Source organism: Micromonospora haikouensis (genome assembly GCF_900091595.1).
GTDB lineage: Bacteria > Actinomycetota > Actinomycetes > Mycobacteriales > Micromonosporaceae > Micromonospora > Micromonospora haikouensis.
The window spans coordinates 105,762-124,644 of sequence record NZ_FMCW01000025.1 but is presented as its reverse complement, the minus strand read 5'-3'; the positions used below and the strand labels follow the sequence as shown (position 1 = coordinate 124,644).

Below are 18,883 nucleotides of genomic sequence, written 5' to 3'. Positions count from 1 at the left end.
GCAGGGTGACCCCGTCACCTCCGGCCCGGCCCGAGAGCCCGCCGGTCCGCGACTTTGTCGATCACCTCGGTGCGGGGCGGGGTACGGGTCGCCGAGGCACGGCCTGGAGATCCTCCGGAAACCGGTCGCTGGCGGGATCTGCGATCGTCGGTTCGCCCGCATCCGGGTCGTACCAGTTGGCGAAGGGTGACCGTAACATAAACAACAACACCCACCAGATCGGAGTAATCAGGATAGGCTATCCTAATCTGCAGCATCGATCAGTCAACGGAGGCGGGATGCGGCTGTACCTCACCGCGCTCAACCCGACCGACGCCGTTCTGGAAGGCTTTCTCCCGGCCGCTGCCTCGCTCGGACTGCCGGCGACCGTGCTGACCGACCAGCCTGAGCAGTGGCCCGCCGGCACACCCGTCACGCGGTGCGCCGTGCGCGACGCGGCAGCCGTGGTCACGGCGGCCGTCCGCCCCGCAGCGCTGCTGTCCAACAGCGATCACCTCCAGGAAGCGACCGCGATCGCCGCGCACAAGCTCGGCCTGCCTGGCAAGGATCCCGCCGCCGCCCGGCTCTGCAAGGACAAGGCCGCAGCCCGCAGGGCCGTCGCCGCCGCCGGTCTCGACCTGGTGCACGTCGTCGCCGTCGACCCCGGCACGGCCCCCGAGGTGCCGGGCGAGATGTTCCCCGCCGTGGTCAAACCGCGCGACGGCGTCGCCAGCGAGGACGCCTACCTGGTGGGCGACCCCCGCGAGCTGGCCACCCGGATCGCCGAGATCCGCCGCCGCCGGCCCGGGGTCGCGCTCGTGGTCGAGGAATACCTGTCCGGCGAGCTGCGGACGTACGACACCCTCGGCGACGCGGCCGGTCTCGCCGTCATCGGCGGATGGCGCACCGGCCTCGGTCCACCACCGACGTTCACCGAGACGAGCCTCGACTGGTCCCCGCCCCCGCAGCACGACGACGTCGCGCTGCGGGCCCGGCTCGACGTGCTCGGGGTACGCTTCGGCGCCTGCCACACCGAGTACGTCGTCCAGGACGGCCGGGTCCGGCTGATCGAGGTGAACTACCGGCTGATCGGCGACCGGATGGACCTGTTCCTGGCGGAGTTGCTCGGCGTGCCGCTGTTCGCGCACATCATCCGGCTGCACCTCGGCGAGCCGCTGTCGGCCCTCGACCTGCCCGCCCCGGCCAGCGTCGCCCGGCACGCCCGCGTCGAGTACGTGTGCGCCGACCGGTCCGGCCGGCTCAGCGCCGCCCCCGACCGCCTGGACACCGTCCGCGACGGCGTGCGGCTGGCGTGCCGACCCCTGCGCGAGGTCGGCCGGGTGGCCGAGCGCACCGGCACCAACCGCGACTACCTCGCGGCGCTGCACGCGATCGGCCCCGACGGGGACACCGTCTCGACCGCGCTCGCCGCCTTCCGGCGCGGTCTGCGTTGGACGATCGTGGCATGACCGACGACAGCGAGCGGGTCGTGTTCCGCCGGGTGCTCGACGCCCTGCTACGCGAGGACCATCTCGCGCTGTCCAGCGGCGGACGGCCGGACGGGCCCGGCTGGTGGGCGGTGTCGTGCTCCGCCGGGCTACTCCGGATCCCGGTCCGCGCGGACGGCTTTCAACAGGTGCTCCGCAGCGCCGCGCCCGTGCTGCACGTCCTCACCGGCGAGGATGCCCGCCCGGTGGACACGGTGGACGGTCTCCTCGCGCTGCTCGCCCCGCGCAATGATCCGGAGGCCGAATCCGGCTGGGCGAAGTTCACCGCGGAATGCCGGGCCGACCTCGCGGCCCGCCGGCTCGCCGCCGGGGCCCGCCGCCGGGTGCTCGCCTCCGTTGCAGCCGAACGCCGGGCGTCCCCCACCGGCATGTCCGCCGCGCTGCTCGACGACGTCCTCGCCGCGCACGTCGGTCATCCGGTCTACCCCACCGACCGCTGCCGGCACGGCCTCGACGACGACGACCTGCGCCGCTACGCCCCCGAGCACGCGCCCCGCTTCACGCTGCGCTGGCACGCCGCCCGCGCCGCGGACGTGCGGCTCACCGGCGACCTCCCCGACTGGTGGCCGCAGCCACCGCAGCCCGGCCGGGTGCTGGTGCCGGTGCACCCGCTCACCGCGCGGCGGCACGAGCTGCCGGTGGGCGAACACCCGGCGATCACCGTGCGGCCGACGCTCTCCATGCGGACGGTGGCGCTCGCGGACGACCCGTACACCCATGTGAAGTTGCCGCTGCCGACCGCGACCCTCGGCGTCAGGAACCGACGGACCCTGCATCCCGGCACCCTCGCCGACGGCGCGGCGGTCGCCGGGCTGCTCGACCGGATCGCCGCCACGGAGCCGGCCTTCGCCGGCCGGATCCGGCACGCCGAGGAGAGCAGCTACGGGCACGTCGGCGACGACGACCGGCTCAGCTTCCTGCTCCGCAGGTTTCCGCGCGACCTGGCCGGGGTCCGGGTGGTGCCGGTCGCGGCCCTCGCCGCGCCCGATCCGGAGGCGGGCACCGTGCTCGAACGCCTCGGCGAGCCGTCGGCCCTCGTGGAGTCCTATCTGGATCTGCTGCTCGACTGGCACGTCTGCCTCTGGCTGCGGCACGAGGTGGCGCTCGAGGCGCATCCGCAGAACATCCACCTGCTGGTGCACCCGGACGGCACGGTCGGCCTCCTCTACAAGGACAATGACGGTGCCCGGTTGGGCCCGCGCCACGGCGGGCCCGGTGGGCTCCCGCTGCGGGACGAGCGGATGTGGGCCCGGGATCCCCAGGAGCTGGCCGACATGTTCATCACCATCACGCTGCACCTGGCCGCGGCGGCGCCCCTGTTCGCCCTCGCCGCGCGGGGGGTGCGCGTGCCCTCTCCGGCCGCCGCGCTGACGCCGAGGCTGATGGCGGCCCGGGATCGCTGGGGCGACGGGCCGGCGGCGCGGCTCTTCACCGAGCGGGTGCTGCACGCCGCCCGGTTCCCGGTCAAGGCGATGCTCACCGCCGGCACGCTGTTGCCGAAGCAGCGGCTCGGCTGCGTCGACATCAACAAGTACTACCGACGCACCGGCCCCAACTACCTACGGGAGACACCATGACGGAAACGGTGTCGCGGCCCCGGCGACGCGGGGGCACCGACCTGCGCGCCGACCTGGCCGCCGCCCACGCCGTCTTCGGCTGCGTGGTACGCGAGATCGCCCTGCCCGACGACGACGTGAGCCTGCGTGAGGGCGCGGCGGTTCTCCGGCTGCGGCACATCGACGCGAGGCTGCGCTGCGCCGTCGCGCGGGTCTCACCGCTCGGCGCGCACCGCTACACCGGCCCCGTGCAGCTCGGGCTCGACGGCGACCGGTGGACGGACGTCGACGCGGGCCGGCTGGCCGAGCTGGTCGCCGCGGAACTCACCGCCCGCACCGGCCACCGCAACGACGAGTTCACCGGGCAGGTGCGGGCCAGCCGGGACACGGTGGCCCGGCTGCTGGCCGACCGACCGGACCAGGATCCCGCCCCCACCGGGGATCACGCCCTCGACGCGTACGTGGACTCCGAGCAGTCCCTCGTCTTCGGCCACCCGCACCACCCGGCACCGAAGTGGCGCAACGGCGACGCGGACCGCTGGCAGGCGTACGCGCCGGAGCTACGCTCCGTGTTCCGGCTGCACTGGCTCGCGGTGCCGGACGACCTGGTCGCGGACGCCGGGCCGTTCGACCCGCTGGTGGCCGCCCTCGATCCCCCGCGTCCGCCGGCCGGACACCGGGTGCTGCCCGTGCACCCCTGGCAGCTCGCGCTGGTCCCGCCGGCCCATCCCCGGCTCCATCGGCTGGGTGCGGCCGGCGTTCCCATGCGACCGACGGCGAGCGTCCGCACCCTCTACGCCCCCGAGGCCGACCTGTTCGTCAAGACCAGCCTGCACGTGCGGATCACCAACTGTCTGCGCAAGAACGCCCGGTACGAGCTCACCACCGCGGTCGCCCTGACCGAACTGCTGTCCGGGCTGCCGATGCCGGCCGGAGTCGCGCTGCTCACCGAGCCCGCCTACCGCACGGTCGACGCCCAGGGCGCGGACGAGGCGTACGGCACGATCCTGCGCACGGGCCTGCGCCCGCACCTGAGGCCGGGCGACACCCCGCTGCTGGCGGCGACGCTGGCCGCCGCACCACTGGCACCGGCCGACCCGGTCGCCTGGTGGCGGTCGTACGTCGAGCTGCTCGTGCCCGCGGTGCTGTGCGGCTGGCTACGACACGGCGTCGTGCACGAGGCGCACCTGCAGAACGTGGTCGTGGTGCTCGACCCCGAGGGCCGACCGGTGCGGATGCTGTTGCGGGACCTGGAAGGGACAAAGCTGGACAGCAGCCGCTGGGGCACCTGGCCCGACGGTGTCCCGCCCCAGGTCGCGTACGGGCCCCTGGACGCCCGCCGCCGCGTCGTCTACTGCCTGTTCGTCAACCACCTCGCCGGCATCTGCGGCGCGCTCGCCGACGCACGGCCCGGCATCGAGCCCCGGCTGTGGCGGATGCTGAGGGCAGTCGTCGCGGCGGTGGCCGCCGACCTCGGTGACCCGCCCGAACTGTGTGCGCTGCTGCGCGGCGAGCCGCTGGTGGCCAAGGCGAACCTCCTGGTCCGGTGGCGGCGTGACGCCGACCGCGCCGCCCCGTTCGTGCCGGTGCCGAACCCGATCGGCGGGCTCCGGTGACCCGGCCGGTCTACGTGCACGACCTCGACGGGCTGGCCGTGCACGCCCGAGCCATCCGGGCGGCGTTGCCCGGGCCGGTCGAGCTGCTCTACGCCGTCAAGGCGAACCCGGACCCGGGCGTGCTGCAGACCCTCTCCCCGGTCGTCGACGGGTTCGAGACCGCCAGCCGCGGCGAGCTGCGGCGGATGGCCGAGGCGCTGCCGGGACGGCGGCCCGCCGCCTACGCCGGGCCCGGCAAGACCGACGAGGACCTCGCCGCAGCCCTCGCCGCCGGGGTGGACCGCATCCACGTCGAGTCCCCGGCCGAGTTGCGACGTCTCGGAGCGCTGGCCGTCGCCGCGGGCACGCCGGCCCGGGTGCTGCTGCGGGTGAACCTCCCGGTGGACACCCCCGGGGCGAGCCTGGTGATGGGCGGCGGGCCCAGCCCGTTCGGGATGGACCCGGCCGACGCGGTGCGGTGCGCCCGTCGGCCGCCCGCCGGCGTCGAGGTGCGCGGCGTACACACCCACCTGGCCAGCGGGCTGGACGCCCCGCTCGCCGGGGCGGTCGCCGCCGCCGTGGTCCACTGGTCGGTCACCGAGGTCGGCGTCGAGGAGGTTGACGTCGGCGGCGGCATGGCTGTCGACTACGCCGACCCGACGGCACGGTTCGACTGGGTGAGCTACGGCCGGGCGCTGGCCGATGTCGTCGACGCGCACCCGGGGCTGCGGCTGCGCGTCGAGCCCGGGCGGTCGGTGACCGCCTACTGCGGGGCGTATCTCGCGGAGGTGGTCGATGTGAAGCGTTCGCACGGCGAGTGGTTCGCGGTGGTGGCCGGTGGCACGCACCACCTACGCACGCCAGCGGCGAAGGGGCATCCGCAGCCGTTCACGGTGCACCGTCGTCGTGCTGCCGACGGCCCTCGCAGCGACGGCGGAGCGGTCACCGTGGTCGGGCAGCTCTGCACCCCCAAGGACGTCCTGTCCCGGTCGGCCACGGCGGGGCCGATCGGCGTGGGAGACGTGCTGGTCTTCGCCATGGCCGGGGCGTATGCCTGGAACATCAGCCACCGGGACTTCCTGCTGCACGAGCCCCCGGAGTTTCGGACCGGTGACCCGCACCGGGTGGCCGGCGAGTGGGCGGCGCGGCCGTACCCGTCCTGACACTGCCCGGCCGGTGAGCCGTCGGCACACCCGCCGGCGGCACCGACCCGGACGGTGCCGGCTCGCCCGCCGGCACCCTCGGCAGCGAGGGCGACCGTCCCGTGTCGACACCGTCGCTCGTCGATGTTGCCAGAAGGATCCAGAGGTGTTGGAATAGCTCATATCGCCGCAGCGCGGGGGCAACCGCGCTGAGCAACGGCAAGCACGGGAGCAGCGCAGTGCCGGCAGCACGCCGCTTCGGCGGGTGCCCGCACACCACGTCACCGGGTCATCGCCCGATGACGGGCACCACGCCGGGCGGGCACTCTCGCCCGCCACGGTGTCCCCCGGCCCGTGTCTCCGACGCCCGACGCGCTCGACGCCTGGCGCTAGGGGCATCCGATCGGCCTGCCAGCGCGGCAGGGCCGGCAACGAGGTGAGAAGCGATCATGAATTCCCGAGAGGGTTTCGCGGGGTGGTATCGCCACCGCCTGGTGTGGGTGGCGGTGATCCTGCTGACGGTGGCGGCCAGCGTGGTCTTCCTCAACCGGGCCGCCGGCGGGGAGGCGGAGCCGGCGGATCTGCAGGCGCAGATCGTGGCCCGGATGCGCACCACGCTCGAACAGGCGGACCCGGGGCAGCACAACCACGCCGGGCACAACGCCCAACAGGCCGCCACCGAGGAGAAGCCGCCGGTGATCTGCGGGGTCCGCGTCTACGGCTACGAGCCGGCCGGGGCCACCACCCTCGCCGACGTCCAAAAGGTGTACGGCTTCCACCTCTGCGGGATCGCCGAGCAGAAGCGCCCCTGGGACGTGGCGGTCAAGCTTGCCGGTCCGCTGATCATGGACATGTCCACCGAGCCCCTGGGCATCCAGGTCGTCGAGGCGACAGAGGGCGTCAGGTTCATCGACCGGCTGCGGCAGATGTTCCCGGCCAAGTACGCGACGTTGGCGCAGGAGGAGGCGCTGGGCGCCAAGGAGATGGCCGACCTGCGCCGGAGGTACGACGCCGCAGCCAGGCTGTGAGCACGCCGGAGGGCCGGACGGCACGCGTGCCCCCACACCATTCCCGCCGTCGTCCCGGCCGCCGCCGCTGCACCGGGGGCGCGACGGGCACCCGCTTGCAGTTGATTGACTGATATCACTGGCTGGGCGAGAATGGCGGCAGTAGGGGCCGTCATCGCCCGTCTTCCTCACGTGATCGGGAGGAGGTGCCGAGCATGGAGCGTTACGAGGACCTCGAAGGATCCGCCGTGGGCCTGATCAACGCCGTCATCAACTGACCCGCCGGTCACCAACCGGGCGGGCGCGGGCTGTCCCGTCGTCGCGTGTCCGCCCCTCGGCACCGCACCAACCGACCGGGCCGGGAGGTAAGGGATGGCCGACATCGCCTGGCGGGATCCGGCGGCGCTGCCGCTGCGCCCGCTGATCGACCTGACCGCCGATCCCGCGGTCCCGCCGGCCCTGGTCGCCGAGGCGGCGCTGTTCTGGATCGGCCGGCCCGACCCGTGCGGCTGGTTGCCCGCACACGCGCCGCCCGCCGGCCTGCGCCGCGCGATGCGCCGCTGCGGCCTGCTCGACGCCACGGACACCCTCGTCGCGCCGACCGAGGTGCGGGAGCGGCTCGAAGCGGACGACCCCGCCGGTCTGCTGTGGGCGGCCCGCCTGATGCGCGCGCTCGGCCGCCGGGAGGACGCCGCGAGACTGCTGCGGCGGCTCGGTGGCGACGCACCCTCCCCGGTGCGCGCCTGGCGCGACCTGCTGCTCGCCGAGGACGGCCGGCAACCGCTTCCCCCGGTGCCACCCGAGGCGGCGGGCCTGCCGGTCCGCCTCGCCACCGCACTGGCCCACGCCGGCCGGGTCGCAGCGGACGGGCAGCCGGCCGCCGAAGCGCTCGCCGTGGCGGAGTCGCTGGCCGCCGGCCTGGCCGGCGACCGGCTCGGCGTGGTCGCCCGGGCCCGGGTCCTCGCCGTGCGGCTGCGCAGCCCGGGCGGGCCGACGCCCGAGGCCGACACCGTCCGCGCCGTCGCCCGCGACCTGGGGACGGACCGGGACGACTTCCTCGCGCGCGACGCCGCGCTGGCGCTGCTGCGCGCCGCCGCCCGCGCCGCCCTGAACGCGACCGGCGGCGGGCCGGCGCGCGAGTTCGCCGGCGTCGCCCTCGACCTCGACCCGACCGGCGCGGCGACCCGGCTCCTCGCGGCTGACGCGGCCCGGGCGGCGGGCGACCGGGAGGCGGCCCGCACCCACTACCGGGTGGCCGCCCGGACCGGGCTGACGGAGCGGACCGCGGCGCTGGCCGGGCTGCTCGACCTGGCGGCCCCCACCTCGGCCGTCGAGGACGACGCGCCCGCCGCGACAGCCAGCCCCGCTGGACCGGCGTCTCCGGCCGACGCCGGCGAGCTGGTGGGGGCGCTCGCCGACCTGCTCGCCTCGGACCGCGGCGAGGAACGGGACCGGTTGGCGGTCCTGGTGGCGCGACGCCCGGCGCTGGGCGGCACGGTCTGCGCCGACGCGGTGCGGTGGGCGGTCGCGGCGCGGGAGCCGACGGTCGCGGCGCGGGAGCCGGCGGCGGGGGCGCGGCCGCTCCCGATCGAGCGCTACCGGCCGTTTCTCGACCTGAGCCCGAGCGAGATCCTCGACCCGGTCGACACCCCGCCGGTCGCGATCCACACGCCACTGATGTCGTACGCCGCCGTGCTGGAGCGTCGCGAGCCGTGGTTCCGGGAGATCCACCCGCAGCGGGCCACGGCCGCCATGTTCCGCGACGAGATGCAGGCGACGGCAGCGGTGTACGGGTACGCCTCCGGTGGCGCCTCGGCCGACTACCGGACGTGGCTGGCGGCACCCGACGGCTGCCCGCCCGAGCTGCGGGACCGGCTGGCCCACGCGTCGGACCTGCCGCTGCTGGACCGGGCGCTGCTGGGCCGGCTGCTGTCCGCCGTGGGTTTCCACGCCGAGGCCCGGGGCATCCTTCCCGGGCCGGACGTGCCGGTCCGCGACCCCGAGAGCGCGTACGCGCTGGCCAGCTGGATCTTCGCCGAGCAGATGCTCACCACGGGCCACGCGGCCGAGCTGGAGCCGCACTTCCGCACGCTGTACGACCAGCTCGGCGACGACCTCCGGTACGCCCGCACGCGGGTGGTCACCACGATCAACGCCACGGTCAACGCGGCCCGGCGTCGGGAGCCCGAGACCATCGCCCGCTGGCGCAAGCTCGGCGCGGAGGACCTGGCCCGGTACACGGCACTGCCCGAGGTGTCGGAGTTCGACGCCGCGATCATGACCAGCAGATGGTTCCGGGCCATGGGGTTCCTGCCGTTCCTCACCGGCGACCGTGACCTGCTGCGCGCGGACATGGACCGGTGGCTGGGCATCGCCCGGGAGCTGACCGGGCACGACGCGCACACCCGGGTCATCGCCGCCGACAACTACTTCCCGGCCGTGGAGACCGCCGTGCGCACCCACACGTACCTCGGCGAACGCGACACCGCGCTGGCCCTGGTGGACGAGTTGGCGCAGCGGGTCGACCCGATCGACCCGAAGACCTGGCTCACCGCCGGGGAGCTGCGGTACCAGGCCGGCGACGTCGGCGGCGCGCTCGACGCGTACCTGCGGGCCGCGCACCTGCAGTTCCCGTACGGCCGCATCTCCTGGTTCAACGCGGGCCAGGTGCACGAGCAGCTGGGCCGGGTCGACCTGGCCGCCGAGTGCTACCGCCGGTCGCTCGCGCACTGGCCGACCGGGGTGACGCCGCTGCGCCGGCTGCGCGACCTGCACCTGCGCGGCCGGCTGCCCGACGACCGGGGGGTGCTGGCAGCCTGGGCCGCGGGCCAGCCGGCGTGGCCAGGGCTGCCCGCGTTCGAGGGGTGAGCCGGTGGGGGTGGCGCCCTACGGGGCGCAGCGGGAACTGCTGCTGCTCAGCGACACCGACGGGGCCGGCCTGCCCCGGCACAACCCGATGCCCCGGGCCTGGACGCTGTGGCACGTCCGCGGCGAGGTCGACGTGCCCCGCCTGGCCGCCGCCCTGCGGGCCGTCGCCGCTGGCAACGACGTGTGGCAGGCCCGGTTCGCCCCGGGCCCCGAGCTGGTGTGCGGGGCCGGGCAGCCGTTCCCGGTGACCACGGTGGACTGTGCCGACGTGCCGGCGGACCGGCGGCTGGCGGCGGCCGGCGCGGCGCTCGGCGACGCGGTGTACGCGCCGATCGACCTGCGCCGCGACCCGCTGGCCGGCGCCTGCCTGGTGCGGCTGGCCCCGGACGAGCACGCGCTCGCCCTCGTGGTGGACCACGGCTTCGCCGACCACGCGACGCACACCCGGTTCGTGCGCCGCGCGGCGGCGGCATACGAGCATCCGGAGTGCCCGCCGCCGCCGGCGCCGTCGTTCTTCGCGCACGCGGCCGAGGTCGCGGCGGACCCGCGGCGGTCCGCCTCCCGGGAGTTCTGGGCGGAGGCGATGAGCCGGGAGGTCCCCGCCGTCGCCTTCCCCGGTGGGCGCTGGAAGCCGTGGCGGGACACGACGGCGACGGCCGCCTGGCCGCTGCGGCTGGACGGCGACACCGCCGAGGCCATCCGGCGGGGTCGGGAGCGCACCGGCGCGACGGGCTCCGGCCTGCTCCTGGCGGCCCTGTCGTTCCTGCTGGGGCTCTGGGCCGAGACGCACGTCCCGGTGCTGTACGCGCGGGGCGGCCGGTGGACGCGGGAGAGCCTGGAGGTCCCCGGCGCGCTGCACGAGGCGGTGGTGAGCGTGCCGCCGGACGACGTCGCGGCCCCCTCGCTCGCCGGCTGGGTCAGTGGCCTCGCCGCTGCCAACGCCGCCGCGCCGCCCCTGCTCGGCCAGTGGCTGACCGACTTCGGTGGCATCGAGGCCCTGCGCGAACGGCGTCGCCTCGTGCTCAACGTGGTGGCGGCGGAGCGCACCCACCCGCTCGGCTCCGCCACGATCGGCCCGGCGGGCCGCCTGTTGCGCGGCGCTGTGCGCCCGCCCGCCGGCCGGCGCGGGTTCCCCGCCCACAACGCGTTGCACCTGGCGGTCACGTGGTCGGCCGAGCGGCCCGGGCTGACCGTCCACCACGACCCCGAGGTGCTGCCGGCTGCGGAGCCGGTGGGCGCGGCTCTGGTCCGGTTCTTCGAACTGCTCGCGGAGCGGCCCGACATCGACGCCGACCGGGCCGCCGACCTGCTGCGGGCGACGTGGCTGCGGGCGGCCGACGCCCCGGCCACGGCCGCGCCGACCTGACGTGGCGCACCGCCGTTCCGGGCTGCTCCGGCAGCACGACTTCCGGTCCCTGTGGCTCGGGGCGGTCGCGAGCCAGTTCGGCGCCCGGATGGCCCTGGTGGCGCTGCCGTTGGTCGCGGTCGGCCCGCTGCACGCCTCCGCGTGGCAGGTGGGTCTGGTCGGCACGCTGGGCACGGTGGCGTTCCTGGTCGTCGGCCTGCCCGCCGGCGCGGTCGTCGACCGGGTGCGGCAGCGGCGGCTGCTCATCGGCGCCGACCTGGGGCGGGCCGCGCTCGTCGCCTCGCTGGCCGTGCCGGCGGCGCCGGGCGGGGTGGCGCTCGGCCAGTTGTACGTCGTCGTCCTCGGCGTCGGGGTGCTCACCGTGTTCTTCGACGTCGCGCACCAGAGCTATCTCCCCCGGCTGGTGCGGCCCGAGGAACTGGTCGAGGGCAACGCCCGGCTGAGCACCACCCTCGCGGTGGCGCAGGTCGCGGGTCCCGCGCTGGCGGGGCTGGCCGTCGAGCTGGCCGGCACCGGACCCGCCGTGCTGCTGATCGCGGCGGGGTTCGCCGGGTCCGCCGCGTACCTGGCCCGGATCCGCGCGGCCGACCCGCGGCCGGCCACCCCTCGCCGGTCCCGGCTCGCCGGGCAGATCCGGGAGGGCGTGGCGTACGTGCTGCGCCACCCGGTGCTGCGCGTGCTGGCGCTGGCCGGCGGCGCGTACAACATGTTCGCCCTGGTGTTGCAGACGATGGTGCCGGTGCGACTGGTCAGCGAGCTGGGCGCGTCCCCGGCGGCGGCCAGCGCGTACTTCAGCGCGGGTGGGGCCGGCGGGATCCTCGGCGCGGTGCTGGTCCGCCCCCTGGCCCAGCGGCTCGGGCAGCACCGCTCCGCCTGGCTCTGCCTCCTCGCCACCGCGCCGTTCGCGCTGCTCACCCCTCTGATCGACAGCGCCGGCCGGATCTGGCTGGCGGCCGGCGGCTACCTGCTGCTGTGGGCGGGCGCGACGGCCTCCACGGTGACCCAGGTCAGCCTGCGCCAGCGGCTGTGCCCGCCCGAACTGCTGGGCCGGATGAACGCCACCATGCGGTTCCTGCTCGGCGGGGCGATGCCGCTGGGCGCGCTGCTGGGCACCGTGCTGGGGGCCGCCGCCGACGCCCGGGCAGCCCTGTGGGTGGGTGCCGTCGGCCTGCTCGTGTCCTGCCTGCCGCTGCTGCGCCTCGGCGTCGGGCTGCGAGAGCCGGGCTGACCGGCGGAACACCGCGACCGGACGTCTCCCCCGACGACCGGTCGCCTCACCGTCGGATCGAGATGCGCAGCCTACGGGCGTGGCCGGAGGAGCGGATGCGGACCTCGTCGAAGCCGGCGTCGTCGGCCTCGCCGACGTGGGCGAGCCTCGTGACGAAGTCGTCGAAGTCCACCGGTGAGACCCTGTCGCACAGCTCGTCCGGCAGCCGCTCGTACAACGCTTCCGCCGTTCACGGGTAGGCAAGCTGCTCGGTGGCACTCAACCCGCAACCGTGCCATGGTGCCGCTGAGGTCGACGGTCCAGCCGCTCGACGTTTGCCAGCTGGCCTTCGTACGGCAAGGTCGGGCATCCCGCCTCGGTCAGCAGGTGCAGGCATCGCTCGTAGAAGCTACGGCTGGAGCACCGGGCCAGGAAAGGATCGACACACCGATCCAGGTAGTTACACTTATCATGGCCTGTTCCTGGCCTCGCGGGCGGCGACGGTCGACGATCGGAGGACGGTTGCGATGAGGCGGACCTTCTCCGAGACACTGCGGCACGCTCTCTACCTCGCCCACCGCACGGCCGAGCGGGCACGCTATCTCGACGCGCTGATGGATGGCCAGCTCGCCGTGACCGGGTTCGGTGAACTGGCCACCCAGCGGTACTTCATCTTCAAGGCATTCGAGGAGTCCTCGGCACTCGTACGTGCCGACCCGATCAGCGGCAGGTTCCTCTTCAGGGAGCTGGACCGGCTCGCCATCCTCGGCGACGATCTCGCCTTCTACCACGGTCAGGACTGGCGAGCCAAGATCACACCACTGCCGGTGACCCGGACGCACTGCCTGCGCATCACCGAACTGGCGCAGACCTGGCCGGCCGGCTACGTCGCCCACTACTATGTCCGATACCTCGGCGACCTCTCCGGTGGCCAGGTGTTTCGCAGCCGAATGGCGCGACACCGCGGCCTGACCGGCGCTGGCATCCGCTTCTACGAGTTCGCCGACATTCCCGACGTCGACGCATTCCGCAACCGGTACCACGCCCTACTCGACGCCGTCGCGTGGGACGCGGCCGAGCGGGGCCGGGTCACCCAGGAGGCGGTCCAGGCGTTCACGCTGACCAACGCGCTGTTCGAGGCGCTGGCCGACCGGGTACTGGGCCCGGTCTGACACAGATCATCGGAGGGCTACCGGCGATGGTCGGCGAAACCTGATGGACGAGGCAGGGGCAGACCCGGTCAACGATGCCCTGCGGGTGCTGCGGGTCGGCAGCACCCCCGCGCTACACGGCATCTCGGCTTTGGCCGCCGACCTGCACCGGACGAACGCCCGGCTGTGGTGGCTGGAGGACGAAGCGCGAGGCGCCCTCGACGACCAGCGACTCGGGCAGGTGAAACGGTCGGTGGACAGATGCAACATGGCCCGCGCCGCGCTGATGACAGAGATCGATCAACTGTCGGCCGCAGTACTGCCCGCCGACGGGCTCGACGTCTCGCCGCTGTCCTGCACCATCGGCCTGACGCTGGACCGGCTCACCGTAGCCGTCCTGCGGGTACGCAAATTCGACGAGACCGGGGACCGGCGCGTCGGGTACGCCCGGCGCCAACTCGCCGACCTGCACGCCGCCACGGTGGCGGACTGGACCGATCTCTGGCTCCGACGACGGCGGCTACCCTGCGCCGGGGTACTGAAACGCTACCTTCCGGCAGCGGGCGCCGAGCCGACGGCCTAGCCCGGAAGCCCTGGGGAGGGGTCGGGTCCGCCCTCCGCGGCGAAGTTCAGTGCTGCGGTCCGCCGTGCCCCGAGGCGAGAGCGATCGCAGCGCGCGGCTGCTCCAAGGCCAGGCGGGTGTCGACGGTCCGGGACGGCGGCCCTACGAATCGTCGATGGTCTGATCATACCGGCGTTCCGATGACGAGTCGGTGCCCCTCCGGAAGTTGTACCGAGAACTCGAACCGGCCCCACGGCTGGTCCCGGATCGGATCCGGCACCGATCCCCCGGCCGCCAGGCAGCGCTCTCGTAGCAGTTCGGCCGGGGCACCGCCGTGCAGGTAGACCGTGGCCGGGTCGATTCGGCTGTCGGGCGGGGCGAGCGCCAGTTGAAGGCCCCGGCTGCTGCTCCACGGCCCGAGTCGGACCCCGGCCCGCTGTAGTGGTTCGCCGTGGCGGAACGCCGTGGTGCAGTCGAACGCCCGGTGCAGGAAGTCCAGGGTGCCGGCCACGTCACGGACCGGGAGGACGACCTCGGCCGCGTACAGGTCCGTCGGATCCTCGATACGCCGCCGGCCCAGCACGACCGTCTCATGCCGTCTGCCGTCGGGGTGACGGGCGGCGAACCGGCCCCGCTCGGTGAACCCGCCCCGGCGGGCCACCGCCAGGGAGGCGGTGTTTGTCGCGTCCGCCCATGCCTCCACCAGGTCCAAGCCGCCAGGGCCGAGCAGGTGGGCCACCACGGCAGCGACGGCCTCTCCCATGAGGCCCTGTCGCCACGCGTCCTGGCGCAGCATCCAGGACATGCCCGGAGGTGCGGTGGATCCGATCAGCTCGACCAGGCCGAGTGCCGACGTGTGCCCGGCACGGCGGACCGACCACAGCCGTGCGCCGGGCAGGTTGGACCGGCTCGCGAGCCGTCGGCGGGTCTCGTCCGGCGAGGTCGAGGCGGGCTCGTGCAGCCAGCGGGCCATCACCAGCGGGTCGGCGTACGCCACGTGCAGGTCCGCCAGGTCCCGGTCGAGGTCGAGCGGGGTCAGCCCGATCCGGCCTGTGGTCAACTCCATGGTCACCCTTCCTCGGCCGCGACCGGGTGGAACGTCAGGCTGTGCAGCTCGCCGAAGAGCGGCAGCACGTAGGGAGGCTCACCTCGGCCCAGCGCCGCAGCATCCTCGCGGATCCGGGTGGCGTTGTCCACCGCCGGGCCCGGCCAGCTCAGCCGGATCGTGTTCGCGCCGCCGCGGGTCACCGCCGCCGGCACCCGTAGGTCCGTGACCCGCCAGTCCGGCCCGGCGGTGAACTCTCCGACGGTGGTGCCGTTGACGGTCAGCCGGACCGGGTCCGGCGATCCCGCACGGTGCCGGTGCGTCACCCGCAGGACGCCGTCAACCGGCGTGGCCAGGGCAAGGCGCACCTCGGTCTCGCGCAGGTTCGCCTGGAGGTAGCTCCTCGGCGGGGTGTAGTTGCGTACCGCGCCGACACCGAGAATGGTCGAGGTGATGTCGAGCAGTTCGAACGCCGATGCCGGCCGGGCCGGAGCGCCGTCCGGGCGCGCGCCACCGGACGGGCCGGATCCGCTGTCACCGGCCACGTCGGCCAGGCAGTCCCGCAGGGTCCACAACCGGGACTCGTGCGGCCGGTAGTCGCTCAGCCGTTCGAACATCAGAGCCGCGTTCGGGTCGGCCGCCAGCGGGCCGAGCTGCGGGCTCGCCCAGACCGGGCCCGGTCGGGCCAGCAGCCGGTCGAGCGCGGCGAGCATCGCCCGGATCGGCGGATGGGCGGCCAGCGCCCGGTCCAGATAGCGCCGCACCACGGCGGAAGGTTGCCCGCAGAAGGCGTTGTAGGTCGCGGCCAGGACCAGGCTCACCGCCTGTTCGCGTCCGCCGGCCGTGGCGGGTTCGGCCGGCCCGGGTCCGGTCCGCCCCGCCGTCGCGCGCGGTTCCGTCGGCTCCGGTGCTCCGGCTTCTCCGTCGGTGATCCGGCGGGCAACCGCCGACATGGCGCGGTCGACGCCGCTGTGGCTCAGGTGGCAGTAGTCGAGGAAGTGGTCGGGATCCGGTAGCTCCGGTGCGTCGTCGCGGCACAGTTCAGCGCGGAGGTCGACGATGTCGAGCCGGTGTGCACGGGCGAAGGCGACAAGCCTGTCCTGTACCAGGCGGGGAGTCCGGGGCAGGTATTTCACCATGAGGCCGCAGACGCTGTCGCGGGACTGCTCGAACGCATCCCGGGCTGCGGCGTGCCGGCCCAGTGCCGTCAGCGCGGTGCCGAGCAGGTGTCCCGGCACCGGGCTGAGTCCGCCGTCCAGGCCGGTCATCTCCCCGGCCAGGTCGGCGAGGTCGTGCCAGCGCCCCTCGGTCAGGGCGGACAAGGCCTTCCGGCGTGCGGTGTACCAGCGGGACAGTGCCTTCTCCGGCATCATCGGCACGTCGACCGCGTCGACGGGGCCCAGCGGCGACCAGCCGCAGAGATTGAACTCCGGTACCACCAGCACGACCTGCACCCCGGCCTCGTCGCGCAGCCGCCGCAGGTCGTCGAGCAGGGCGTCCACCTGGGGCAGCAGGACCTCGTCGAGCAACGTGTTCCGCATCGCCCGGTATCCGCCCGCGCGCAGGGCGCCGGCCAGCAGCGCCGACCGACCGGGGTGGATACCCTCGTACGCCGAGATGCTCCAGTTGTTGCCCGCGAAGACCACGACCACGTCGGGTGCGAGTCGGGCGAGGTCACCGACCATCTGCCGCAACTGGCCCAGGCTGAGGCTGGTCCGTGCGAGATCGACGCACTGGTAGTCCGGTCCGTTGCCGGTGTCGAGGTGGCGGGTCAGGGAGGTGGCGGGGTTGTACACCGGGTCGAGCAGGTACCCCCTGGCTGCCGACTCCCCGAGCAGTACCACCCGCCGGGCCGCACCCTTGCCCAGCACATCCCGCACGGTCGACCAGGTGCTCGCCTCGGCGGTCGGGACACCGTCGGTACGGCGCAGTCCCGGGCCGCTTCCCGTGTCGACGACGTCCCACACGCCGATGCGGGCCGGGCCGGACGGCGTGGGACGATCGGCGGAGGTGACCGGCGCCGGCTGGCTCGTGGCGCGCAGCCACTGCAGCATCCGGACGGTCTCCGCGCCCCGCGCGTCGCCGAGCAGGTCCGCGAGCCGGTCGGCGGCCCGGATGTGGTCGGCTGGTTCCGGCACGGGCACCTCCTAGAGGAAGAACGAGTAGCTGTCGTTGTGGACGCGTGGCGCATGCCGGTCGGCGGCCCGGCTGAGATGGTCCCGCCAGGCCGGCGGTACGGCCGCACGCAGCACCAGGATGTCGTCGACCACCAGGGCGTCCAGTCCAGCCCGGACGAAACATGACAACGCGTCCAACGCGTCGTTGACGATCGGCTCTCCCGCGACGTTGAACGAGGTGTTGAGCAGCACCGGCATTCCGGTCCGCCTGCCGAAGCAGGTCAGCAACGCGTGGAAGCGGGGCGCGACGTCCCGGGCCACGGTCTGGATCCGAGCGGAGCCGTCCACGTGCGACACCGCCGGCAGCGTCACCCCCGGCCGCACGGCGGCCGTCTCCAGCATGAACGGCGAGTCGACGTCAAGTTCGAACAGGTCGGCGGCCCGCTCGGCGACCACTGCGGGGGCGAACGGCCGGAACTCCTCGCGCTTCTTGACCCGCTGGTTGATCCGGTCCCGCATCGCGGGGTCGCGCGGGTCGGCCAGGATCGAGCGTCCACCCAGCGCCCGAGGGCCGAACTCCATCCGGCCCTGGTGCCAGCCGAGTACGGCGCCCTGGACCAGCAGGTCGGTGACCCGCTCGAGCAGATCGCTCTCTCGTCCGGTGTAGTCCTCGTACGCCACGTCCGCCTCGGTCAGCACGGCGGTCAGCGCGCCCCGCCCCGGGGCCGCGCCGAGCCGGGCGTCGGCCAGCCGCCGGACGTGGCGGTCGCCGTCCGCCCGGTGGTGGGCCAACAGCGCGGCACCGACGGCGGATCCCGCGTCCCCGGGTGCCGGAGGCACGAACCAGTGGCGGAACGGGCCGCGCCGGCGCAGCCGCGAGTTGGCCACGCAGTTGAGTGCGACACCGCCGGCGTAGCAGAGGTTCTCCGAGGGATGGGCACTGTGCAGGTACTCCAGCGCCTGCCCGAGCAGGTCCTCCAGCAGCAGTTGCACGCTGCTGGCCAGGTCCCGATGGGTTTCGGCGATCTCGCCGCCGGGCAGTCGGGGAGTGACCCCGAGCCGGGCGGCGAGGGAGTCCGGGTAGAGCGGCCCGCCCAGGCGCGGCAGGACGAGACCGGCGTCGAGCCGGAACTGGCCATCCGGACCGGTCGTGACCAGCTCCGCGAGCCGATCGTAGTAGCGGGGGCGGCCGTACGCGGCGAGCCCCATCACCTTGTATTCGTCGCCGTTGACCGAGAAGCCGAGAAAGGCGGTGACGGCGCTGTAGAGCAGGCCGAGCGAGTGCGGGAACGGAACCTCGCCCGTGATCTGGATCCCGTCGCCATCGCCGACGCCGTAGCTGGTGGTGGTCCACTCCCCCACCGCGTCTGCGGTGAACAGGGCCGCCTCCTCGAACCCGGAGCAGTAGAAGGCGTTGGCGGCGTGCGCCTCGTGGTGGTCGACGGTCACGAACGGGCCGTCGAATCCCAGCCGCTCGCGCAGCTCCCGCTCCGGTTGGGTCGCGTCCAGGCGCGGCATCCGGCCCGGGTCCGCGTCGTCGGCCAGGGCCAGCCACAACTGCCGGCTCAGCTTGCGCCGGGGGTTCTCGTAGTACGCCAGCAGGTCGACGTCGGCCGGACCGATACCGGCCAGTTCCAGGCAGGAGCGGTACGCGTACAGCGGCGCGTCCCGGTCGTGCCGGCGCCGGGTGAACCGTTCCTCCTGGGCTGCCGCGACCAGACGGCCGTCCACCACGACCGCGCACGCCGAGTCGTGGTAGAATGCTGACACCCCGACGACG

14 protein-coding genes are annotated in these 18,883 nt (G+C 74.3%); 10 read left to right on the top strand and 4 right to left on the bottom strand.

Annotated elements, in window-relative coordinates:
• Positions 1-278: 278 nt before the first annotated feature.
• The 8 genes from GA0070558_RS23975 (at position 279) to GA0070558_RS23940 (ending at position 12,249) form a co-directional block, all read left to right on the top strand.
• Entirely contained in the window at positions 279-1,448 is a 1,170-nt protein-coding gene (locus GA0070558_RS23975) for an ATP-grasp domain-containing protein (RefSeq protein ID WP_091283807.1), read from the top strand.
• Positions 1,445-3,064, top strand: coding sequence for an IucA/IucC family protein (locus tag GA0070558_RS23970; protein WP_091283805.1), 1,620 nt, complete (start codon positions 1,445-1,447; stop codon positions 3,062-3,064). Before GA0070558_RS23975 ends, GA0070558_RS23970 begins: the two co-directional genes overlap by 4 nt.
• Entirely contained in the window at positions 3,061-4,659 is a 1,599-nt protein-coding gene (locus GA0070558_RS23965) for an IucA/IucC family protein (RefSeq protein WP_091283803.1), read from the top strand. Before GA0070558_RS23970 ends, GA0070558_RS23965 begins: the two co-directional genes overlap by 4 nt.
• Positions 4,656-5,801, top strand: a complete 1,146-nt coding sequence (locus GA0070558_RS23960) for an alanine racemase (RefSeq protein ID WP_091283801.1) — start codon at positions 4,656-4,658, stop codon at positions 5,799-5,801. Before GA0070558_RS23965 ends, GA0070558_RS23960 begins: the two co-directional genes overlap by 4 nt.
• A 428-nt stretch (positions 5,802-6,229) precedes the next feature.
• A complete protein-coding gene (locus GA0070558_RS23955) occupies positions 6,230-6,808 on the top strand; it encodes a hypothetical protein (protein ID WP_091283799.1) in 579 nt (192 codons plus the stop codon).
• A 351-nt stretch (positions 6,809-7,159) separates the two neighbouring features.
• Positions 7,160-9,655: a tetratricopeptide repeat protein gene (locus tag GA0070558_RS23950; RefSeq protein ID WP_091283798.1), complete on the top strand. Its 2,496-nt coding sequence runs from the start codon at positions 7,160-7,162 to the stop codon at positions 9,653-9,655.
• Between the two features lie 4 nt (positions 9,656-9,659).
• A complete protein-coding gene (locus GA0070558_RS23945; protein WP_091283796.1) occupies positions 9,660-11,021 on the top strand; it encodes a condensation domain-containing protein in 1,362 nt (453 codons plus the stop codon).
• 1 nt (position 11,022) lies between these two features.
• The gene (locus tag GA0070558_RS23940) at positions 11,023-12,249 is read left to right on the top strand and encodes an MFS transporter (RefSeq protein ID WP_176734353.1); all 1,227 of its coding nucleotides are present in this window, start codon (positions 11,023-11,025) and stop codon (positions 12,247-12,249) included.
• A gap of 46 nt (positions 12,250-12,295) precedes the next feature.
• On the opposite strand, the gene GA0070558_RS34575 is transcribed toward GA0070558_RS23940, so the two are convergent.
• On the bottom strand, positions 12,296-12,421 hold the full coding sequence (locus tag GA0070558_RS34575; protein WP_256092094.1) for a hypothetical protein: 126 nt from the start codon (positions 12,419-12,421) through the stop codon (positions 12,296-12,298).
• Between the two features lie 334 nt (positions 12,422-12,755).
• Here GA0070558_RS34575 and GA0070558_RS23935 point away from each other — a divergent pair, with 334 nt between their 5' ends.
• Positions 12,756-13,400, top strand: coding sequence for a biliverdin-producing heme oxygenase (locus tag GA0070558_RS23935; RefSeq protein ID WP_091283792.1), 645 nt, complete (start codon positions 12,756-12,758; stop codon positions 13,398-13,400).
• 43 nt (positions 13,401-13,443) lie between these two features.
• Positions 13,444-13,962 (top strand): DUF4254 domain-containing protein, encoded by a 519-nt coding sequence (locus GA0070558_RS23930; RefSeq protein ID WP_091283790.1) that lies wholly within the window; start codon positions 13,444-13,446, stop codon positions 13,960-13,962.
• A 163-nt stretch (positions 13,963-14,125) separates the two neighbouring features.
• Here the strand turns inward: GA0070558_RS23930 and GA0070558_RS23925 are convergent, their stop codons facing one another.
• Genes GA0070558_RS23925 through GA0070558_RS23915 form a run of 3 tightly spaced genes read right to left on the bottom strand, consistent with a single transcriptional unit; the run spans position 14,126 to position 18,873 of the window.
• Positions 14,126-15,007, bottom strand: coding sequence for a GNAT family N-acetyltransferase (locus GA0070558_RS23925; RefSeq protein WP_091283788.1), 882 nt, complete (start codon positions 15,005-15,007; stop codon positions 14,126-14,128).
• A 2-nt stretch (positions 15,008-15,009) separates the two neighbouring features.
• Complete coding sequence (locus GA0070558_RS23920; RefSeq protein ID WP_141722300.1) at positions 15,010-17,124, bottom strand: SGNH/GDSL hydrolase family protein; 2,115 nt, start codon at positions 17,122-17,124, stop codon at positions 15,010-15,012.
• A gap of 9 nt (positions 17,125-17,133) precedes the next feature.
• A complete protein-coding gene (locus GA0070558_RS23915) occupies positions 17,134-18,873 on the bottom strand; it encodes a carbamoyltransferase family protein (protein WP_176734352.1) in 1,740 nt (579 codons plus the stop codon).
• Positions 18,874-18,883 lie beyond the last annotated feature (10 nt).

What these genes read in the sequence shown, in the direction of transcription:
- GA0070558_RS23975 (WP_091283807.1), top strand. Translation starts at nt 279, where the DNA reads ATGCGGCTGTACCTCACCGCGCTCAACCCGACCGACGCCGTTCTGGAA.
- GA0070558_RS23970 (WP_091283805.1), top strand. Translation starts at nt 1,445, where the DNA reads ATGACCGACGACAGCGAGCGGGTCGTGTTCCGCCGGGTGCTCGACGCC.
- GA0070558_RS23965 (WP_091283803.1), top strand. Translation starts at nt 3,061, where the DNA reads ATGACGGAAACGGTGTCGCGGCCCCGGCGACGCGGGGGCACCGACCTG.
- GA0070558_RS23955 (WP_091283799.1), top strand. Translation starts at nt 6,230, where the DNA reads ATGAATTCCCGAGAGGGTTTCGCGGGGTGGTATCGCCACCGCCTGGTG.
- GA0070558_RS23950 (WP_091283798.1), top strand. Translation starts at nt 7,160, where the DNA reads ATGGCCGACATCGCCTGGCGGGATCCGGCGGCGCTGCCGCTGCGCCCG.
- GA0070558_RS23935 (WP_091283792.1), top strand. Translation starts at nt 12,756, where the DNA reads ATGAGGCGGACCTTCTCCGAGACACTGCGGCACGCTCTCTACCTCGCC.
- GA0070558_RS23930 (WP_091283790.1), top strand. Translation starts at nt 13,444, where the DNA reads ATGGACGAGGCAGGGGCAGACCCGGTCAACGATGCCCTGCGGGTGCTG.
- GA0070558_RS23925 (WP_091283788.1), bottom strand. Translation starts at nt 15,007, where the DNA reads ATGGAGTTGACCACAGGCCGGATCGGGCTGACCCCGCTCGACCTCGAC.